Annotated in this window: 19 protein-coding genes; 4 read left to right on the top strand and 15 right to left on the bottom strand. The window is 72.0% G+C overall.

What is annotated here, in order from left to right:
• Positions 1-10: 10 nt before the first annotated feature.
• The 9 genes from EDF48_RS06235 to EDF48_RS06275 all read right to left on the bottom strand — a co-directional run bounded on the left by EDF48_RS06235 (position 11) and on the right by EDF48_RS06275 (position 7,601).
• Positions 11-1,648 carry a solute carrier family 23 protein gene (locus EDF48_RS06235; RefSeq protein ID WP_243692467.1) on the bottom strand — a complete coding sequence of 546 codons (1,638 nt, stop codon included), beginning with the start codon at positions 1,646-1,648 and terminating at the stop codon, positions 11-13.
• Positions 1,648-2,325: a GAP family protein gene (locus EDF48_RS06240; protein ID WP_131878849.1), complete on the bottom strand. Its 678-nt coding sequence runs from the start codon at positions 2,323-2,325 to the stop codon at positions 1,648-1,650. The genes EDF48_RS06235 and EDF48_RS06240 overlap by 1 nt, the downstream gene beginning before the upstream one ends.
• Complete coding sequence (locus tag EDF48_RS06245; RefSeq protein ID WP_131878851.1) at positions 2,322-3,533, bottom strand: AI-2E family transporter; 1,212 nt, start codon at positions 3,531-3,533, stop codon at positions 2,322-2,324. Before EDF48_RS06245 ends, EDF48_RS06240 begins: the two co-directional genes overlap by 4 nt.
• A 51-nt stretch (positions 3,534-3,584) precedes the next feature.
• Positions 3,585-4,943 (bottom strand): hypothetical protein, encoded by a 1,359-nt coding sequence (locus tag EDF48_RS06250; RefSeq protein WP_131878853.1) that lies wholly within the window; start codon positions 4,941-4,943, stop codon positions 3,585-3,587.
• 31 nt (positions 4,944-4,974) lie between these two features.
• Positions 4,975-5,694 carry a GAP family protein gene (locus tag EDF48_RS06255; protein ID WP_131878855.1) on the bottom strand — a complete coding sequence of 240 codons (720 nt, stop codon included), beginning with the start codon at positions 5,692-5,694 and terminating at the stop codon, positions 4,975-4,977.
• 80 nt (positions 5,695-5,774) lie between these two features.
• Positions 5,775-6,269, bottom strand: a complete 495-nt coding sequence (locus EDF48_RS06260) for a DUF1269 domain-containing protein (protein ID WP_123292617.1) — start codon at positions 6,267-6,269, stop codon at positions 5,775-5,777.
• A 28-nt stretch (positions 6,270-6,297) separates the two neighbouring features.
• Positions 6,298-6,804, bottom strand: coding sequence for a DUF1269 domain-containing protein (locus tag EDF48_RS19280; RefSeq protein WP_159573007.1), 507 nt, complete (start codon positions 6,802-6,804; stop codon positions 6,298-6,300).
• Positions 6,805-6,861: 57 nt separating this feature from the next.
• Positions 6,862-7,164: an SHOCT domain-containing protein gene (locus EDF48_RS06270; protein WP_131878857.1), complete on the bottom strand. Its 303-nt coding sequence runs from the start codon at positions 7,162-7,164 to the stop codon at positions 6,862-6,864.
• 8 nt (positions 7,165-7,172) lie between these two features.
• Positions 7,173-7,601, bottom strand: coding sequence for a DUF6325 family protein (locus EDF48_RS06275; RefSeq protein ID WP_131878859.1), 429 nt, complete (start codon positions 7,599-7,601; stop codon positions 7,173-7,175).
• Positions 7,602-7,780: 179 nt separating this feature from the next.
• On the opposite strand from EDF48_RS06275, the gene EDF48_RS06280 reads away from it, so the two are divergent.
• Both EDF48_RS06280 and EDF48_RS06285 read left to right on the top strand, forming a co-directional pair.
• Entirely contained in the window at positions 7,781-8,035 is a 255-nt protein-coding gene (locus EDF48_RS06280) for a DUF6458 family protein (protein ID WP_123340453.1), read from the top strand.
• Positions 8,036-8,052: 17 nt separating this feature from the next.
• Entirely contained in the window at positions 8,053-8,715 is a 663-nt protein-coding gene (locus EDF48_RS06285; protein ID WP_159573006.1) for a GAP family protein, read from the top strand.
• A gap of 61 nt (positions 8,716-8,776) precedes the next feature.
• Here EDF48_RS06285 and EDF48_RS06290 read toward each other — a convergent pair whose 3' ends face one another.
• Positions 8,777-9,712, bottom strand: a complete 936-nt coding sequence (locus tag EDF48_RS06290) for an AraC family transcriptional regulator (protein WP_243650021.1) — start codon at positions 9,710-9,712, stop codon at positions 8,777-8,779.
• A 104-nt stretch (positions 9,713-9,816) separates the two neighbouring features.
• Here EDF48_RS06290 and EDF48_RS06295 point away from each other — a divergent pair, with 104 nt between their 5' ends.
• Positions 9,817-10,149, top strand: a complete 333-nt coding sequence (locus EDF48_RS06295; protein ID WP_131878863.1) for a hypothetical protein — start codon at positions 9,817-9,819, stop codon at positions 10,147-10,149.
• Between the two features lie 86 nt (positions 10,150-10,235).
• Here EDF48_RS06295 and EDF48_RS06300 read toward each other — a convergent pair whose 3' ends face one another.
• Entirely contained in the window at positions 10,236-10,550 is a 315-nt protein-coding gene (locus tag EDF48_RS06300; RefSeq protein WP_123672695.1) for a hypothetical protein, read from the bottom strand.
• A 207-nt stretch (positions 10,551-10,757) separates the two neighbouring features.
• On the opposite strand from EDF48_RS06300, the gene EDF48_RS06305 reads away from it, so the two are divergent.
• Positions 10,758-11,594 carry an alpha/beta hydrolase gene (locus EDF48_RS06305; protein WP_131878865.1) on the top strand — a complete coding sequence of 279 codons (837 nt, stop codon included), beginning with the start codon at positions 10,758-10,760 and terminating at the stop codon, positions 11,592-11,594.
• A gap of 143 nt (positions 11,595-11,737) precedes the next feature.
• Here the strand turns inward: EDF48_RS06305 and EDF48_RS06310 are convergent, their stop codons facing one another.
• From EDF48_RS06310 to EDF48_RS06325, 4 genes are read right to left on the bottom strand one after another with little or no spacing between them, the layout of a single operon-like run.
• The gene (locus tag EDF48_RS06310; RefSeq protein ID WP_165932332.1) at positions 11,738-13,363 is read right to left on the bottom strand and encodes an ABC transporter ATP-binding protein; all 1,626 of its coding nucleotides are present in this window, start codon (positions 13,361-13,363) and stop codon (positions 11,738-11,740) included.
• Positions 13,360-14,256 (bottom strand): ABC transporter permease, encoded by an 897-nt coding sequence (locus EDF48_RS06315; RefSeq protein WP_123938233.1) that lies wholly within the window; start codon positions 14,254-14,256, stop codon positions 13,360-13,362. Before EDF48_RS06315 ends, EDF48_RS06310 begins: the two co-directional genes overlap by 4 nt.
• Positions 14,253-15,236 (bottom strand): ABC transporter permease, encoded by a 984-nt coding sequence (locus tag EDF48_RS06320; protein WP_131878869.1) that lies wholly within the window; start codon positions 15,234-15,236, stop codon positions 14,253-14,255. The genes EDF48_RS06315 and EDF48_RS06320 overlap by 4 nt, the downstream gene beginning before the upstream one ends.
• Positions 15,233-16,795 (bottom strand): ABC transporter substrate-binding protein, encoded by a 1,563-nt coding sequence (locus EDF48_RS06325; RefSeq protein ID WP_131878871.1) that lies wholly within the window; start codon positions 16,793-16,795, stop codon positions 15,233-15,235. Before EDF48_RS06325 ends, EDF48_RS06320 begins: the two co-directional genes overlap by 4 nt.
• Positions 16,796-16,832 lie beyond the last annotated feature (37 nt).

Raw genomic sequence — 16,832 nt, forward strand, 5'->3', positions numbered from 1 at the left:
CTCAGTGACCTCAGCGGCCGAGTTCGGCGACGGCCGCCCGGTTGCTCGGGAAGAAGCGACTGCCCCCGACCAGGTCGAAGTGCTCGAGGTCGGCCCGCGTCGCCGCCCGTGCTCGCGAGAAGCCGACCTCGACCCCGTTGGCGCGGGCCCAGTCGAGCGCCTCGCCGGCGACGTCCGCCGCGGTCGTGTCGATCCCGGTGACCGCGCTGCAGTCGAGCACCAGGGCGTGCACCGGGACAGCCTGGTCGTCAGGGGCGAGCACGGAGCGGACCGCCGATGCGAAGCGCTGGGCGTTGCCGAAGAAGAGCGGTCCGGAGAACCGGAGGACCACGACGCCGGGTGCCGACGAGACGCTGCCGTCTCGGGCAGCCCGGAACACGTCGACCGGGTCGCCGCTCGGCACCAGGACGTCGGCGGGCGGGTTCGCGGCGGACCGGATGACGTTGACGAGCGACAGGACGAAGGCGATCGCGATGCCGATGATCGGGCCGAGCAGCAGCACCCCGAGGAAGCAGACGGCGGCGACGGCGAACTCGAACCGTCGGAGCCGCCAGAGCCGGGCGAAGTCGCGGAGGCCCAGGAGCGGCACGACCGCGACTGCGACGATCGCGCCGATCGCCGGCGAGGGGATGTCCTGCAGCAGCGCGGTGCCGAAGCAGACGACGAGCAGGGTGAGCACCGCGGCGATCAGCGACGGCAGCTGGGTCCTGGACCCGCTCTGGTCCATGGCCGCCGTCCGCGAGGCCGACGAACCGACCGTGAACCCGCCGGTGAGGCCGGAGCCGAGGTTCGCTGCACCGAACGCCCAGAGGTCGCGGTTCGCCCGGTCCGTGTAGTCGTGCGCTTCGGCGTACCGGCGGGCCACGAGCAGCCCCTCGGCCATCGCGACGAGGGTCAGGGCGACGGCGCTCGGGATGACCTGGACCCACTGGTGCCACGAGATCTGCGGCCACGTCAGGGTCGGTGGTCCGGCGGGCACTTCGCCGAGCACGGCCACGCCGGCGTCGTCCAGCCGGAACACGATCAGGACGACGGTCGTCAGGACGAGCACGACGAGTGCCCACGGGATCGCTCGGAACCGACGGCCGATGACCAGCACGGCCACGGACCCGACGGACAGGCACACCGACCACACGTTGAGGTGTCCGAGCCCGGTGACGAGTTCCCCGAACCGCGGGAGGAACTCGTCACCGCTGTTCACCTTGACCCCGAGCATCTTCGCCACCTGGCTGAGCAGGATGTCGAGCGCGAGCCCGCCCACGAACCCGACCAGGATCGGCGCGGACAGGAAGTTCGCCAGGAACCCCAGCTTCAGGACGGCGCACAGGGCGAACACGACGGCGCCGACGAGTGCCTGCGCCAGTGCGAGCTGGACGTACGACGCGCTGCCCGTCGCCGCGAGCCCGGCGAGCGAGGATCCGACGAGCGCGGCCGCCGCGGCGTCGGGCGACGCCACCAGCTGTCGACTCGACGCGAGCAGGGCGAACAGCACCGCCGGCACGATCAGGGAGTACAGCCCGGCGGTCGGTGGCAGACCGGCGATCTGCGCGTACCCGATGTTCAGCGGGATGGCGATCGCCGCGAGGGTCACGCCGGAGAGGGCCTCCGTGCGCCACGAGTGACGGTCGAGCCCGGCCAGGATGCGCATCAGAACGCACCGAGGCCCTTGCCGATGGTCGTCACACCGATGACGAGCAGCAGGACCGCCATGATCGTGGCGTTGTTGGCGGTGAGCCAGTCGCGCAGCGCCCCGAGCGCTCCCTGCACCCGGGTGCGGGCGACCAGGTAGCCGACGACGGGGACGGCGATGCTCAGCGAGGCGAGGACGACGAACACGACGAGCGCCCAGACGACCGACCCGGTGTCCGCGCCGCTGGTACCGACGGTGACGCCGGCCGCCACGGCCATCATGAGGTTCTTCGGGTTGACGGCGGCGAGCAGGAAGGCCAGTCCGGCGGCGCGCACCGGTGTCATCGAGTCGATCGCGGACATCCACTTCGGGGGCGTCGCCGTGGTGCCAGGGGCCGGCCGTGCCCGCCACTGCCGCACGGCGAGCAGCACGAGCAGCACGCCGAGCACCAGCTTCACGGCACCGGCGACGGGTTGCGACGCGTCGGGGTCACCGGCCGGGATCAGGGACGACAGCAGGGTGACGACCACGACGGCCACCGCGATGCCGACGACCCAGCCGACCAGGAACGCCGTCGCGACCGACCTGGCGCGCGGCGCGAGCAGCATCAGGATCGCGGCGATGATCGGGATCGGGCTGATCGCGATGGTCACGGCCTGCGGCAGGAGCTCGCCGATGAGCGGAGCGGTGTTCACGGGGTGCCCTTCGTCGTCGTGGTGCCGCCGGGAGCGGTCGGTGCGCGGCGTTCCGTCCGCCCAGTGGGGGGCCCGAGGCCGGTCACGTCGCCGAGGACCGGGCGCATCCACCGCGCGTCCGGGTTCGCGTCGACCAGGACCGCGCGGACCAGCAGGGTCAGCGGGATGGCGAGGACGGCACCCATCGGCCCGAGCACGGCCGACCAGAAGACGACGGACAGGAACGCGATGGTCTGGTTGAGGGACACCGCCGACCCGACGATGTGCGGCTGCAGGCCGGACTGGATGACCCCGTTGATCACGGCGTAGACGACGATGACGACGATCGCGTTCTGCCAGCCGTTCGCGAGCAGGGCGAGGATCACCGGCGGGATGATGCCGATCCAGTACCCGATGTTCGGGATGAAGCCGGTGATGAAGGCCAGCAGGCCCCAGAGCGCCGCACCGGGGACCCCGAGCAGGACCAGCGCGAGGGCGTCGAGCGCGGAGACCGCGGCGCCGAGGACGGCCGTGACGACCATGTACCGGCGGACACTGACGGTGAACCCGGTGAGTGCTTCGACGAGCTGGGGGCGGACCGGCCGGAGCCGGTCGGCGATGAGTCGACCCCACCCTGCGTCGAGGGTCATGAAGACGATCAGCGCGAGGACGACGACCAGGCCGACGCCGAGGCCGAAGACGCTGCCGACCAGGTCCGACACCGCGCCGATGACGGTGCCGGGGCTCAGCCCCGCCAGCAGTCTCTGCACCTCCTGCTGCCCGACGCCGAGCGACGTCAACCACTGCCCGAGCTGGTCCTCCACCGCGTGCATCTGGTCGGCGTACTGCGGGAACAGCGTGGCGAACTGGGCGACCGAGACCACGAGCGCCAGCGAGAACCCCACCAGCAGGACCAGGATCACCACGATGACGACCGCAGAGGCGAGGCTCCGGGCGAAGCCGAGTCGTTCGAGGAACACCCGGGCCGGCTGGACGCAGATGGTGACGACGAGGGCGAGCGCCGTGGGAGCGATGATGCCGGCGAACCGGGAGCAGCCGACGGCGATGACGACCGCTGCGGCGAGACCGAGCATGATGCGCAGCCCGCGACCCGACCCGACCGTGGCTGCCGGCGCGGCGTCGGGACCGGCGTCGGGCCCGGCGTGGCTCGGCGTCGCCGGATCGGCGGGTCGGCGCGGTCGGTGCGATCGGCGCTTCCAGAGTGACATCGGGGCCTCGTCTCCCTCGCGGCCCCGGTCCCCGGATGCCGTGCTCGGACGCTAGTGCGCTGCGGAACCGACGGGATCGTCAGTTCCGGGTGAGACCCCGGCGTCGCCGCGAGCCCCCTCCGGACGCTGGATCACCTCGAGCACGGCGACGAGGACGAGCGCGCCGACCAGGGTCCACACGACGAGCGCCGGTTCGAGCGGGCGGCTGAGCACGATGACGGTGGCCGCACCGAGCGCGACGAGGGTGCGGATGACGACCCTGCCCCGGTACAGCTGCACCCCGACCCGCCCGGTGCCGATGCCGAGGGCGTCGCCGCGGCGGCGGAGTGCCCCGGCACCGCGGACGGCGAGCCTCCGCAGACGTCGGGCTGTGTCGGACGAGCCGGCGAACCACGCGACGAGGGCCACGCACGCCGCAAGGACCGCGCCGGCCACGGCGGCGTGCGCGGCGAAGGCGACCACGGTGTCGTAGACGGCTCGAGCTGCGTTGCGTGGCATGAGGTCCGGCGCCAGCGCCCGCACCGCGAACACCCGTCCGATCCCGATCCCGGCGAGCGTGGCGAGCATGGCGAGGGCGACGCCGACCGCGGCGAGGGTGAGCGCCCGGGCCCGACGTCTGGCCATGACGACGCCGACGGCGATGCAGGCGACCAGGAGCCACGGCAGCCACACGGCGGACACCTGCAGCAGGGTGTACCCGGTCTGCGCCCGGACCACCGCGTCGGACGTCGCGATGACGATGGTCCGGTCGACCGCGGGGATCCGTTCGGCGAAGGTGAGCCCCCGGTCGACGAGCCGCTCCTTGACCTCGGCGACCACCGGCCCGAGCTGGATGCCGATCGACCCGTCCGCCCCGATCGCGACCGCTGCCCGTCGGTCGCCGCTGAGCGACGCCACCATCTGGGTGTGCCCGGTGCGGAGCAGTTGCTTCCACAGGTCGGCGAACTGATCGGACGCCACGAACCGGTCCACGGTGCCGGAGACCAGGTCCTGGATGCCGGCGGTCGCCGGTGCCTCGAGCGCCGAGAGCGCGGTCTTGGCCCGGGGTGGCAGGTCCAGCCCGCGGATGCCGTCGAAGAGCGCTCCCGTCAGCCCGGCGACGTCCAGTTGGTCCTCGATCGCGCCGACCGTGCGGTCCGCGACCAGCGTCTGGACCGCCCGGTCGCGGGCGAGCGGCGCGAACGTCGCCACGAAGGCCTCGGTCGAGGTGACCTCGCGCTGTGCCCAGGTGGTGATCACCACCACCGGTGCGAGCAGCGCCCCGACGACGATCAGTGCGGCGGACGGGATCGCCCAGCCCCACCCGCGGCGGCGGACCGTCGTGTCGTCGGAGTCCTGCCCGGCGAGCCGGATGCGCAGGCGCTCGTTCTCGGCGCGGAGTGCGGCGAGTTCGTCCTCGGTGGTGGTCATGGGCTGCGGTCCTTCCCGGGAGCGGCGAACGTCAGGAGATCAGGGCGGAGACGGCCTTCTGCAGCTGCAGCACACCGATGACCAAGATGAGCGCCGCGTTCAGCACGTTGGTGTGGCCGGCGATCCAGGTGCGCAGGCGCTCGAGGAGCGGTGCCGCAGCGTCCCCACGCGCGAGCACGAAGAACACCGGGACGGCGATCGGTGCGACCCCGACGGCGACGAAGGCGATCGCCACGGCGGCGCCCTGCCCGGCGGTCACCGGAGCGCCCGCGATGTCGATGCCGGCGATGATCGCGCACGAGGCGTCGACGGGGTTGACGGCGAAGATGCCGAACCCGAGTGCGAGGGACCGCGCCGGCGTGAACTCGCTGACCTTCTGCAGCCAGCCGGGCAGCTGTGGTGCGGCTGCCGCGACCTGCTCTGGCGTCGACGCCTCGGACATCTTCCGCAGGTCACGGCCGCCGCGCCGGAACACCCAGACCGCGGCGGCGATCAGCCCGAGTGCGATGACCAGCCGGACCACGGCCGTCCAGAGCGGGGTGTCGGTCCGGGGGTGGAAGTCGATCGCGGTGAACACCACGACGGAGACCCCCACGACGACGACGGTGGCGAGCAACCAGCCGATGAAGAACGCGAGGCCGTTGGAGCGGTACCGCCGCGAGAGCAGCTCGGCCACCAGGGCCATGATCGCCAGTGGGCTGAGCAGGATCCCGAGCGCCGGCGCGATGAGTCCGACGATGAGCGCACCCATGAGCCCGGTCCTTCCACGGGGGGGGGTGGCGACGCGCCGCCGACGTCAGGTGTCGGCGGCGCGTCGCCCGGGGCGCACGCTCAGCGCGCGCCGGTCATGTCGTGCGCGAGCTCGTGTTCGTCGTCTGCCGACAACGAGGTCTGCACGATGGTCCCGCCGAAGCGGGAGAGGGCTGCACCGAACTTGTCCTCGGTGATCTTCGTGGCGTAGATGACGACCGCGGAACGACCGTCCGCGACGGCGCTCTTCACCCGGTCGCGGAACTCGGCGTTCAGCCCGGTCTTGTCGAGCCCGGCGAACAGCGCGCCGAGCGCACCGCCGATCACCAGTCCGAAGAACGGCACGAAGAACAGGAGTCCGAGGAGGGTGCCGAACAGGGCACCTCCGGCGGCACCGGCCCCGACGTTGCCCGCCGGACCAGGGGTCTCGACGTGCGTCTTGCCCTTGTCGTCGACGCGGACGAGCGCGAGGCCGGACAGCTCGACGACGAGGTCGCTCTGTAGCTGCTGGACTTCCTCGTAGGCGGCGACGGCACTGGCGTCGTCGTCGAACGAGATCACGATGAGGTCTGCCATGATCGTTTCCTTCCGTTGGTGGTGGTCGTCACTCGGAGTAGCGGCTGACCCGGACCGGGCCGGCGCCGTCGAGGATGCGGTGGGCGGCGTCGACGGTCTCGCCGTCACCGTGCACGATCACGAGGTACCGGTCGGCCTTCAGGTCGTCCTCGTACTGCGGGATCTCGTCCTCGGGGACGGCCAGGCCGATGAGTGCGCCGAGACCCGCACCGATGCCGGCTCCGACGAGCGTGCTGGCCAGCCACCCGGCGGCAGCGACCCACCCGATGCCCGGGAGCCAGACGAACCCGAGCAGCAGCCAACCGGTGAGCGCGCCCCACAGGGCACCCCACCCGCCGAACGTGCCGGCCTCGTTGCCGACCGGGATCCAGCCGTGCACCTTCTTCTCGTCCTTGACGCCCTTGCCGACGATCGAGACGACGTCGTCGCCGTACCCGGCGTCCTTGAGCGCCTTGGCGGCGCCGAGGGCCTCGTCACTCGTGGCGAAGACACCGACGGTCGAGTCGGTGGCGGTGGTCGTGGTCGTGGTGGCCATGGGGGTTCCCTTTCCTCGTGGTTGTTGAACGGTCGTGCTGCAGGTGGTCGGTGTCCGTCACCCGCCGATGAGGCGCTGCTTGGCGGCGGCGAACTCGTCGTCGGACAGGAGGCCCTGCTGCCGGAGCCGGCCGAGTCGCTCGAGCTCGCTCAGCAGGTCGGGAGCGGCGGGGACGTCCGCCACGGAGCGTTCCGCTGCGGCGCGTTCCGCTGCCACCCGCTCCTCTGCGGCGCGGTCCTCTGCCGCACGCTCCTCGTGCCCGCGCACCGCACCGCCGACCGCCGACGCGGTCCCGGCCACGACCGCGGTCCGTGCAGCGAGCCCGAGCAGGCCGGGTCGGCCGAATCGTCGGAACGGCATGGTGTCTCCTACCCGATGTGCGCCGAAGCGGCGAGGTCGTTGAGTTCCGGTGCGGGGACGCGTGCGCTCCAGAGCAGCTGGCCCCCGCTGTCGGCGAACCGCTCCGCCAGGTCCTTGGCCCAGAGCTGCTCGATCACGACGATCGCGGCCGAGGTCCCGGGCGCGAGCGTGTCCGCGACCTGGTCGACGTCGTCGTTGGCGGCCAGGCCGCGGGCTTCCAGGGCGACCGAGCCGGACGTGCCGGTCCTGGTCACGTCGTCGACCTCGCGGACGTTGACGGTGCCGTCCTCGGCCCGGCTGATGAGCAGCAGGTCGAGGACCCGGACCGTCTCGGCGTCCGTCAGGTCGACGAGCGCGCCGAGCACGGCGTCGTCGGGCAGCTCGCCTCGGAACGAGACGACGAACACCTCGGCCGGGCCGTACGTGAAGGTGGTCACGGTGCCTCCCCTGTGGTCATGGCACCAGGTGTAGCCGCGGCGGAACCGGTCGGGCACCACCCTGAGCGGGTGATCTGGCACGCCTCCGCAGATCACCCGGGGCGGGTGATGCACCGCCGGCACCGGCCGTTGATCGTTGCGTCCATGAACCCCGTGACAGCACGACCCGCGGTGACACCGTGAGCATCGGCGGTGGGATCTTCCTGCTCGTCGTCGGCGCGATCATGGCGTTCGCGTTCGACTTCACGGTCGTCGGCATCGACATCCAGCTCATCGGCTACATCCTGATGGTCGCCGGCTTCCTGGTCCTCGTGCTGGGGATCGTCCTCCGGCTCCGCCCGCGCCGTGCCACGACGAGCGTCGTCACCGAGATCGACCCCGTGACCGGACAGCGTGTCGTCCGCCGGGTCGACGAGGACGACCGAGGGGTCTGACCGGCACCGTGCTCGCCGTGATCGGCCAGCTGCTGCCCCTCGCCATCGCCGGTGCGCTGAGCTCCGTCCCCATCGCCGCGGTGCTCACCCTGCTGCTCGGCGGTCGCGGCCTCGGTCCGGCCGTCCTGTTCGCGGTCGGCTCGGTGACCGGGGTCTTCGTCGTCACGGTCGCCGCGACGGCGCTGCTCGGCCGTGTCCTCGTCGTGGACCTGCCGGCGACGGCGTCACCGGGCCTCGGCCTGGGCGAGTGCCTGCTCGGGGTCGTCTCGGTCGTCGCCGCGGGGGTCGTGTTCCGGCGCCCCGCCGCAGCGGGACCGAGCCGGACGAGCGCACTCCTGACGGCGGCGGTCGGCACCGTCCGACCCGCCGTCGCGCTCGCCGTGGGCGCCGTGCTCGCGCTGCGTCCGAAGGCCCTGCTGCTGGCGTCCGGCGTCGGCATCGTGCTCGCCCCGGCTGAGCTGCCGGCGGTGCCGTCGACCGTCCTCGTCGGGGCGAGCACCCTGCTGATGACGGCCACGGTGACGGGGCCGATCGTCTTCGCGCTGGTCGGTGGGGAGCCGGCCCGCGCGGACCTGGAGCGGTTCCGCACCTGGCTGCGGCACAACTCGCGCGCCGTGACCGTCGTCGTCCTCGTGCTCGTCGGCGCGGTCCTGGTCGGCGACGGCCTCGGACGGCTCTGACGTCCGACGGATGAGCCGGCGCGAAGCCGTCGACAACGACCGACCGCCGGCCGACGGACCGCTACTCCCGCGCCGCCAGCGCCGTCTGCCGCGGCAGCTCCCCGAACTCCTGCCGGTAGCTCCCCGCGAACCGGCCCAGGTGCGCGAACCCCGTCGCCCGGGCGATCTCGGCGACGCTGCGGTCGTCGCCGGCCTCGAGCTGCTCCCGGGCGAGCAGGAGCCGGATCCGACGCAGGTACATCGTCGGCGTGATGCCGTGGTGCCGCTGGAACGCCGCCTGCACTCCTCGGACACTCAGCCCCGCGGCCTCGGCGACGTCGTTGACGGTGATCTGCTCGGTCGCGTGGTCGAGCAGGAACGTCTCGGCACGGGCGAAGCGCGCGGTCGACGCCATCACCGGCTCGTGCTGCCCCACCGGCCAGTGCGGGATCGCGGTCAGCAAGCCGCCGGCCGCGAACCGGGCGAGCTCCCGCTCCCGCTCGAGCGGCACGTCCGTCGGACCCTGCAGGACCTCCTGCGCGACCGACCGGACCATGAGCCACCAGGCGGCGAGCGGCGCACCCTCTGGCACGTGTCGGGGACGGAACTCCAGCGGACCCGGCGCCCAGTCACCGCGCTCGGCGGCGACCTGCTCGACGATCGACCGGTCGATGCGCAGCACGTCGTGCTGGAAGTCCACCCACCGGAACCGCTGCGGGTCCTGTCGGTAGAGCACGGGGCGGCCGATCTGCACCGGGTTGTCGTCGACCTGCGCCGAACCGGCCTTCACCCAGACGATCATCATCGCCCGCCCGGGCTCGACCGCGCCGCTCAGGGCACCCGTGCACCGCGTCGACTCGAGGGAGAGCAGGGCGGTGCCCCGCACTCGCTCCTCGAAGACGAAGCCCTCTCCGGTCGCCTCCACGGTGAGTCCGTGGGTCACGTGGGTCACCGACAGCGCCTCGGCCGCGACCGACGGCTCGTCTGTCCTGATCTCCCGCTGCGTGCGGTGCATCATCTCGGGCACGTGATGATCCTCGCGACATGTCGGCATCCGCGCAACGCACGACGCGCCGGGTTTCCTGGACGACGACCAGCATCCGCGCGTTTGACTGATGCGACATGAAGTACATCCAGTACGACCGCTCCACGTTCCTGACGAGCGACGACGTCGCCGACGCCGTGATCGAGTACGCCGCGGCGCTCGCCGGCGGCAGTCGCGCCGACGCGATCGCGGTCCCGACGGTGGCGGAGGACGGCACGATGACGACCACGAAGATCCTCATCGGCCCGTCGAGCGAGATCGTCGTCGCCGACGCGGACGAGGACGAGCTCGAGGTCGAGAACGGTGAGTTCGTGCAACGCCTGCGTGCTGCAGCGCGGACGTTCGACCACCCTGAGACGATCCACGCCGACACCCGCTCGGACCTGACGGGCGACGGACCGGTCGCCTGACCGCAGCGCGGTCGGAGCGACACGCACCGCGCGCACCGCGCCCACCGAGCCCACCGCGCGCACCGCGCTCACCGCGCGCAACGCGCTCACCGGCCGAGGTCGGTCGGGAACCTGCTGGCGTCGACCGCCAGGACCGCCTCGGTGCGTCGGCTCAGCTCGGCCAGGAACGCACCACTCTCGGGTTCCAGGTCGTCGTCCGGCGCCGGCTCCAGGGCGACTGCCACCGCTGGTGCGAGGAGCAGCTCCACCGTGCTGGCCGCGCCGAAGTCGTCGGTCGTCGGGACCGACACGACGTCGCTCAACCGGCTCTGGTGCAGGGCGGCCGCGTACCGGATCACCGCGTCGGCGACCGTGTCACCGGTCAGGACCCGGACGGTCCCCGCGTAGTTGACGTACTTCATCGGTGCTCCCTCGTGACGAGGGGCATCCGCCGCGGTGACGGTTCCCTGATCCTGCTGGACAGTAGGCCGTGGTCGCCGCTCCCGTCACAGACACCGACGCCGACGCCGACGCCGAGGGGTCTGTCCACTCCGCGCTGTCGCTCGGGATCCCGCTGGTAGCAACGAGGTGCGTGCCGCCTCCCGTGCGGCGCGGGAAGGAAGCGACTCTTGACCGAGATCACCGCCCACCACGGGCTCTTCAAGGACACGAACCTGCACGTCGACGACACCGGCGGCTCCGGCCGCACCGTCGTCCTGATCCACGGCTGGCCGCTGTCCGGCGAGTCCTGGAGCAAGCAGGTCCCGGCGTTCGTCGACGCCGGACACCGCGTCGTCACCTACGACCGTCGCGGCTTCGGTCGCAGCGACAAGCCGAAGACCGGCTACGACTACGACCACCTCACCGAGGACCTGCACACGATCCTCACCGAGCTCGACCTGCGAGACGTCACCCTCGTCGGCTTCTCGATGGGCGGCGGCGAGGTCGCCCGCTACTTCTCGAAGTACGGCACCGAGCGGCTGCACAGCGTCGTCTTCGCTTCGGCCGTGCCGCCGTACCTGCTGCAGACTTCGGACAACCCGGACGGCCCGCTGCCGAAGGAGCAGGCGGCCGAGATGACCGCGGGCCTGACGAAGGACGAGGACGCGTTCTACGACCAGTTCACGACCGACTTCTTCTCGGTGGACGGCACCCTGGTCGTCTCCGAGGAGGACCGGCAGCAGGCACTCACGCTCGCGAAGCAGGCGTCGAAGACCGCCGCGCTCGAGGCGATGGCGTCCTTCGCGAACACCGACTTCCGTGACGACCTGCCGAAGGTCACCGTGCCGACGCTCGTCATCCACGGTGACGGCGACGCGACCGTGCCGTTCGACGGCTCGGGTGCCCGCACGCACGCCGCGATCGCCGGCTCCGAGCTGCACGTCGTGTCCGGCGGCCCGCACGGCGTCAACGTCAGCCACCCGGACGAGTGGAACCGCGTGGTGCTGGCGTTCCTCGCGAAGTAGCGCGGAGACAGGGCGGACGGGAGGCCCGTGGCAGACCCGCCACCCCTCCCTCGCAGGCTCGGTCGGCGCGGCCCGCGTGCCGCTGGCGCGTCACGCTGATCGGCCCGCGCCCGTCCGCCCTGTGCGCAGGTCCAGGGCCCCACTCAGGCCGCGGGAGCCACCAGACCGGCGCGCCGGCGCAGGTCGAGCGCGGCCGCGACGAGCTCGCGGGTGCGCGGGTGCGCGTCCGCGTCGAACAGCCGCTCCGCGGGGCCCACGTCGACGACACGACCGCCGTCGAAGACCGCGATGCGGTCGGCGACCCGGCGCACGACGGCGAGGTCGTGCGAGATGAACACGCAGGTCGTGCCGGTGGTGCTCTGTAAGTCGAGCACCAGGTCGAGGATCCGCGCCTGCACCGAGACGTCGAGGGCCGACGTGGGTTCGTCGCACACCACCAGCGGCACCGGTCCGGCGAACGCCCGGGCGATGGCGACGCGCTGCTTCTGCCCGCCGGACAGCTGGGCCGGCCGGCGGTCGAGGACGTCGGCGGGCAGCCCGACCCGCGCCGCGAGCTGCTCGGCGGTGCCGTCGCCGTGCAGCAGCCGGATCGCCCGTCCGAGCACCTGTCGGACCGTGCGCCGCGGGTTGAGCGAGGCGTCCGCGTTCTGGAACACGACCTGCACGGGTGGGGTGCCGGCCGGCGTCCGGTCGCCGGCGTCCAGCGCGATCGTGCCGTCGTGTCGGACCAGTCCGGCGAGTGCTCGGCCGAAGGTCGTCTTGCCGGAACCGGACTCCCCCACGACGCCCAGCACCTCACCGCGGCGCAGCTCGAGGTCGATGCCGTCGAGGGCGACGGCGCCGTCGTACTCCTTGCGGAGGCCCCTGATCGTCGCGAGCACGTCGTGCTGCGCGGTCTCGGCGGTGGTGCCCGTCGTCCCCGCCTTGCCCGCCGTTCCTGCCTTGCCCGTCGTGATGTCGGGCAGGGCGTCGACGAGCTGCTTCGTGTACGGCTCCGTGGGGTGGAGCAGCACCTGGGTCGCGGTGCCCTCCTCGACGAGCACCCCGTGGCGGAGCACCCCGACCCGTCCGCAGTGCGCCGCAACCAGCGGCAGGTTGTGGCTGATGAGCAGGGTCGCGAAGCCGATCTCGGTCCGGAGCTCGTCGATGAGCGCCATGATGCCCGCCTCGACCGTGCTGTCCAGGCCGGTCGTCGGTTCGTCGAGCACGAGCAGGCGCGGACGGGCCACCAGGGCCATCGCGATCGCGATGCGCTGCTGCTGACCGCCGGACAGCTCGTGCGGGTACCGGACCCCGATCGTCGTCGGCGAGGGCAGCCCGACCCGCGTGAACGCCTCGATCGTCGCGGTGTCCGCAGCCGCGCGGCCGGAGCCCGTGGCGCGCAGGACCTCGGCGACCTGGCGTCCGACCGTCATCGTCGGGTTGAGGGCGAGGCCGGGTTCCTGGTGGACGACCGCCACGACGTCGCGCCGGAACCGCCGGAGGCGCTCACCGCGCAGGGACGCGACGTCGACGCCGTCGACGACCAGCGCCGACGATCCGACGGCGGCGTCCGGGCCGAGCGACGCCGTCAGCGTGCCGGCGACGGTGCTCTTGCCGGAGCCGGACTCGCCCACGAGCCCGTACGAGCCACCGGGCTCGATCACGAAGGCGACGTCGTCGACCACCCGGGTGCCGCGGTACGACACGGTGAGCCCCTCGACGCGGACCAGTGCGTCGGTCGTGCCGGTGGTCCGGGGCTGCTCGCGCGTGCCGGTCTGCTCGGTCACTCGGAGACCTCCTTGAGGTTGTCGGCGATCAGGTTCGCGGACACGACGATCGACGCCACGGCGACACCCGGGAACACGACCGTCCACCACGCGGCCTGCAGGTAGGCGCGGTTCGCGTTGATGTCGAGCCCCCAGTCGGCGGCCGGTGGTTGTGAACCGAGCCCGAGGAACGACAGCGACGCGGTGATGAAGATCGCGGCACCGAGGCTCAGGACCGCCTGGATCACGAAGACCCCGATCACGTTCGGCAGCAACTCGGTGACCATCGCCCGGACGGCGCTCTCGCCCTGCAGCCGTGCGGCCTGGACGTAGGACTTGCCCATCTCGACGAGCACCGCGGCCCGGACGATCCGCGCGATGCCCGGCGCGAAGAGCACGCCGACGATGAGGACGAGCGCGGGCGTCGACACCCCGAACGCACCGACGAGCACGACCAGGAAGATCAGGCTGGGCAACGCGAGCAGCACGTCGAAGAACCGCATCAGGGCGGTGTCGACCCAGCCGCGGTGGTAGCCGGCGAGCAGGCCGAGGGTGCCGCCGACGACGGTCGCCAGCGCCGCGCCGAACGGGCCGATGACGAGCGCCGGCCGGGCCCCGGCGGCGACGCGGGCGAAGACGTCGCGGCCGAGCGAGTCGGTGCCGAACCAGTGCGCAGCGCTCGGCGCCTGCAGGAGCTCACCGGTGCGGGCGAAGGGCTGCAGGCCGAGCAGGTGCCAGCCCACGGCCAGGACGACCCACCAGAGCAGGATCGCCACGGAGACCAGGAACGTGGGACGCCGGAGGAGTCCGCGCCACCCGCGGCGGGTGACCCGTGCGGTGCCCGTGGTGGTCGACGCCGACGGCCGACCAGCGAGGGCGTCGGTCTCGACGGCGCCGGGGACGACGGCGGTCATGCGGTGGCCACCCGTTCGAAGCGGATCCGGGGATCGACCACCACGAACAGCAGGTCGGTGAGCAGGAGCGCGCCGAGCGAGAGCGCCCCGGCGAGCATCACCCCGCTCTCGAGCAGCAGGGCGTCCTTGCGCTCGGCGGCCGACACGAGCAGCGCGCCGAGGCCCGGGTAGGAGAACAGGGTCTCGACGATGACGCTGCCGCCGAGCAGGGTGCCGAGGTAGATGCCGAGCACCGAGAACGTCGGGATGAGCGCGTTGCGGACGACGTGCCGGCGGACGACCTGGCCGGTGGTCAGGCCCTTGAGCACGGCGGTGCGGTGGAACTGCGACCGGATCGTCTCGATCGTCCCCGCACGCACCATCCGGGTCAGGACGGCGAGGTACGCCAGGGCGAGCACCACGGCGGGCAGCGTGAGCACCCGGAGCCGCTCGCCGAACCCGGCGTCGAGCGCACCGGATGCCTGCACGGGCACCACCCGCAGCCAGACCGCGAAGACGAGCAGCAGCACGATCCCGACGACGAACTCCGGCACCGCCGAGATCGTCAGCAGCCCGACCGTGACGGCACGGTCGGAGCGGCGACCCTGCCGGTACGCCTGCACGGCACCGAGCGTGATCGCGACCGGCACCATGATGACGAACGCGTACGCGCCGAGCAGCAGGGAGTTGCCGAGACGACCGAGCACCAGGTCGCGGACCGGCTCGGAGTAGACGAAGCTCGTGCCCCAGTCCCCCGTGACGAACCCGCCGATCCAGTGCAGGTACCGGCTGACGAGGGACCCGTCGAGGCCGTGGTCGACGTTCCACGCGCGCACCTGCGCCGCCGTCGCGTACTGCCCGAGGGCGTTCCGGCCCGGGTCCCCCGGCACGACCTGGACGAGCCAGAACGTCAGGACGGAGACCACGACCAGGACGAGCGGGATCTGGACGACCCGTTGCCCGACCAGGGTCAGCAGACGACGGCGGCGCGCGGTGCTCATGACGCGGTGACCCCGATGCCCCGGAAGTCGAACCCGCCCGGGAAGTCCTGCCCCGACCGGAAGGTGCCCGTGACGCGCTTCTGCAGCAGGATGCTGCTCGACGCGAACGCGGGGACGATCACGGGCAGGTCGGTCCACTCGATCTCGGCGATCTGGTTCGCCAGGTCCTGCCGCTCCGACTCGTCGGTCGTCGACTCGTACCGGTCGGTCAGCTGCTCGAGCTCCGGGCTCGAGTACTTCGAGGCGTTCCAGACCGCGCCGTCGCGGTAGATCAGGTCGACGTACTGCGCGGGCAGGCGCTGCGCCCAGTTGGTGATCGTCACCGGGGCGTTCAGCCACGGGGTGTCGTCGCCGTCGGCGTAGTACTGCGCGCTCGTCAGCACCTTGAGGGTGACGTCGAACCCGCCGACCGCCTCGAGCTGCTGCTGCACCACCTGGGCGAGGGCCTTCTCGGCGTCGAGCGTCGTGATCTCGAAGGAGACCGTCCTGCCGCCGAGCAGGTCCGCGACCTCGGCCTTGTCCTGCTCGCGCTGCTCGAGTCCCTTCGGTCGGATCGCCGAACTCGGGAAGAACGTGGTGTCGTTGCCGACCTCGGCTGCGCCGCCGTAGACCGTCTTGACGATCTCCTCACGGTCGATCGCGAGGGCGAAGGCCTCACGGACCTTCGGGTCGTCGAAGGGCGCCTTGGTGACGTCGAGGAAGATGCCGTCGAACTTGTTGAAGTACGGCTCGGTCTCGGTGTAGTCCGAGGCCTGCAGCGTCGACGTCGCGGTGGGGCTGGCGGCGATCTGGTCGATCTCCCCGCTCTGGAACGCGAGCAGCTGGGCCTGGTCGTCGGCGTAGAACTTCACGTCGACCTGCTGCAGCTCCACGTCCTTCGCGTCCCAGTAGTCCGGGTTCTTCGTGAACGTGGCGCCCTGGCCGGCCGAGTACTTCGTCAGCACGAACTGTCCGGCGCCGACGGGCTGCTTGGCCCAGTTCGCGCCGGCGTCGAAGCCGGCCGGCTGGATGGTCGTGTTCGAGCCCGTGAGCAGGTACGGGAAGTCGGCGTACGGCTTGGCGAGCGTGAAGTCGATGGTCGAGGCACCGTCGGCGGCGACCGACTGCAGGATGCCGTCGAAGCTCGACTTGCCGGGCGACTGGCTGTCCTTGCCGATGATCGAGTCGAACGTCGCGACGACGTCCTTGCTCGTGAGCGCGGCACCGTCGGAGAACTGCAGGTCGTCGCGGAGCTGCACCGTCCAGGTGCGTCCGTCGGACGACGCCTTCCACGAGTCGGCCAGACGGCCCTCGAGCTTGCCCTTCGCGTCCTGGCTGAGCAGGCCCTCGGACGCCAACCCCACGATGAACATCGCGTTGTAGTCCGAGGTGGTGAGCGGGTTGATCGTGCTGTCGGGCTCCTGGAGTCCGAGCGTGTAGGTGCCGGTGTCCGAGGACGATCCGGGCGAGGCGTCGCCGCCGGACGAGCACGCGGCGAGCGTGAGGGCGAGGGCGGACGCGGTGGCCGCGAGGGCGAGGCGCTTGAGGCGACGCCGCCGCGACGTGAGGTCGACGGTCACGGATGACTCCTAGGGGTTCGGGTTGCAGGGGTGCGGT

Source organism: Curtobacterium sp. PhB191 (genome assembly GCF_004346515.1).
Taxonomy (GTDB): domain Bacteria; phylum Actinomycetota; class Actinomycetes; order Actinomycetales; family Microbacteriaceae; genus Curtobacterium.

Coding starts and splice junctions, on each gene's coding strand:
- EDF48_RS06235 (WP_243692467.1), bottom strand. CDS start 1,648: ATGCGCATCCTGGCCGGGCTCGACCGTCACTCGTGGCGCACGGAGGCC.
- EDF48_RS06245 (WP_131878851.1), bottom strand. CDS start 3,533: ATGTCACTCTGGAAGCGCCGATCGCACCGACCGCGCCGACCCGCCGAT.
- EDF48_RS06250 (WP_131878853.1), bottom strand. CDS start 4,943: ATGACCACCACCGAGGACGAACTCGCCGCACTCCGCGCCGAGAACGAG.
- EDF48_RS06255 (WP_131878855.1), bottom strand. CDS start 5,694: ATGGGTGCGCTCATCGTCGGACTCATCGCGCCGGCGCTCGGGATCCTG.
- EDF48_RS06260 (WP_123292617.1), bottom strand. CDS start 6,269: ATGGCAGACCTCATCGTGATCTCGTTCGACGACGACGCCAGTGCCGTC.
- EDF48_RS19280 (WP_159573007.1), bottom strand. CDS start 6,804: ATGGCCACCACGACCACGACCACCGCCACCGACTCGACCGTCGGTGTC.
- EDF48_RS06270 (WP_131878857.1), bottom strand. CDS start 7,164: ATGCCGTTCCGACGATTCGGCCGACCCGGCCTGCTCGGGCTCGCTGCA.
- EDF48_RS06290 (WP_243650021.1), bottom strand. CDS start 9,712: ATGATGCACCGCACGCAGCGGGAGATCAGGACAGACGAGCCGTCGGTC.
- EDF48_RS06295 (WP_131878863.1), top strand. CDS start 9,817: ATGAAGTACATCCAGTACGACCGCTCCACGTTCCTGACGAGCGACGAC.
- EDF48_RS06300 (WP_123672695.1), bottom strand. CDS start 10,550: ATGAAGTACGTCAACTACGCGGGGACCGTCCGGGTCCTGACCGGTGAC.
- EDF48_RS06315 (WP_123938233.1), bottom strand. CDS start 14,256: ATGACCGCCGTCGTCCCCGGCGCCGTCGAGACCGACGCCCTCGCTGGT.
- EDF48_RS06320 (WP_131878869.1), bottom strand. CDS start 15,236: ATGAGCACCGCGCGCCGCCGTCGTCTGCTGACCCTGGTCGGGCAACGG.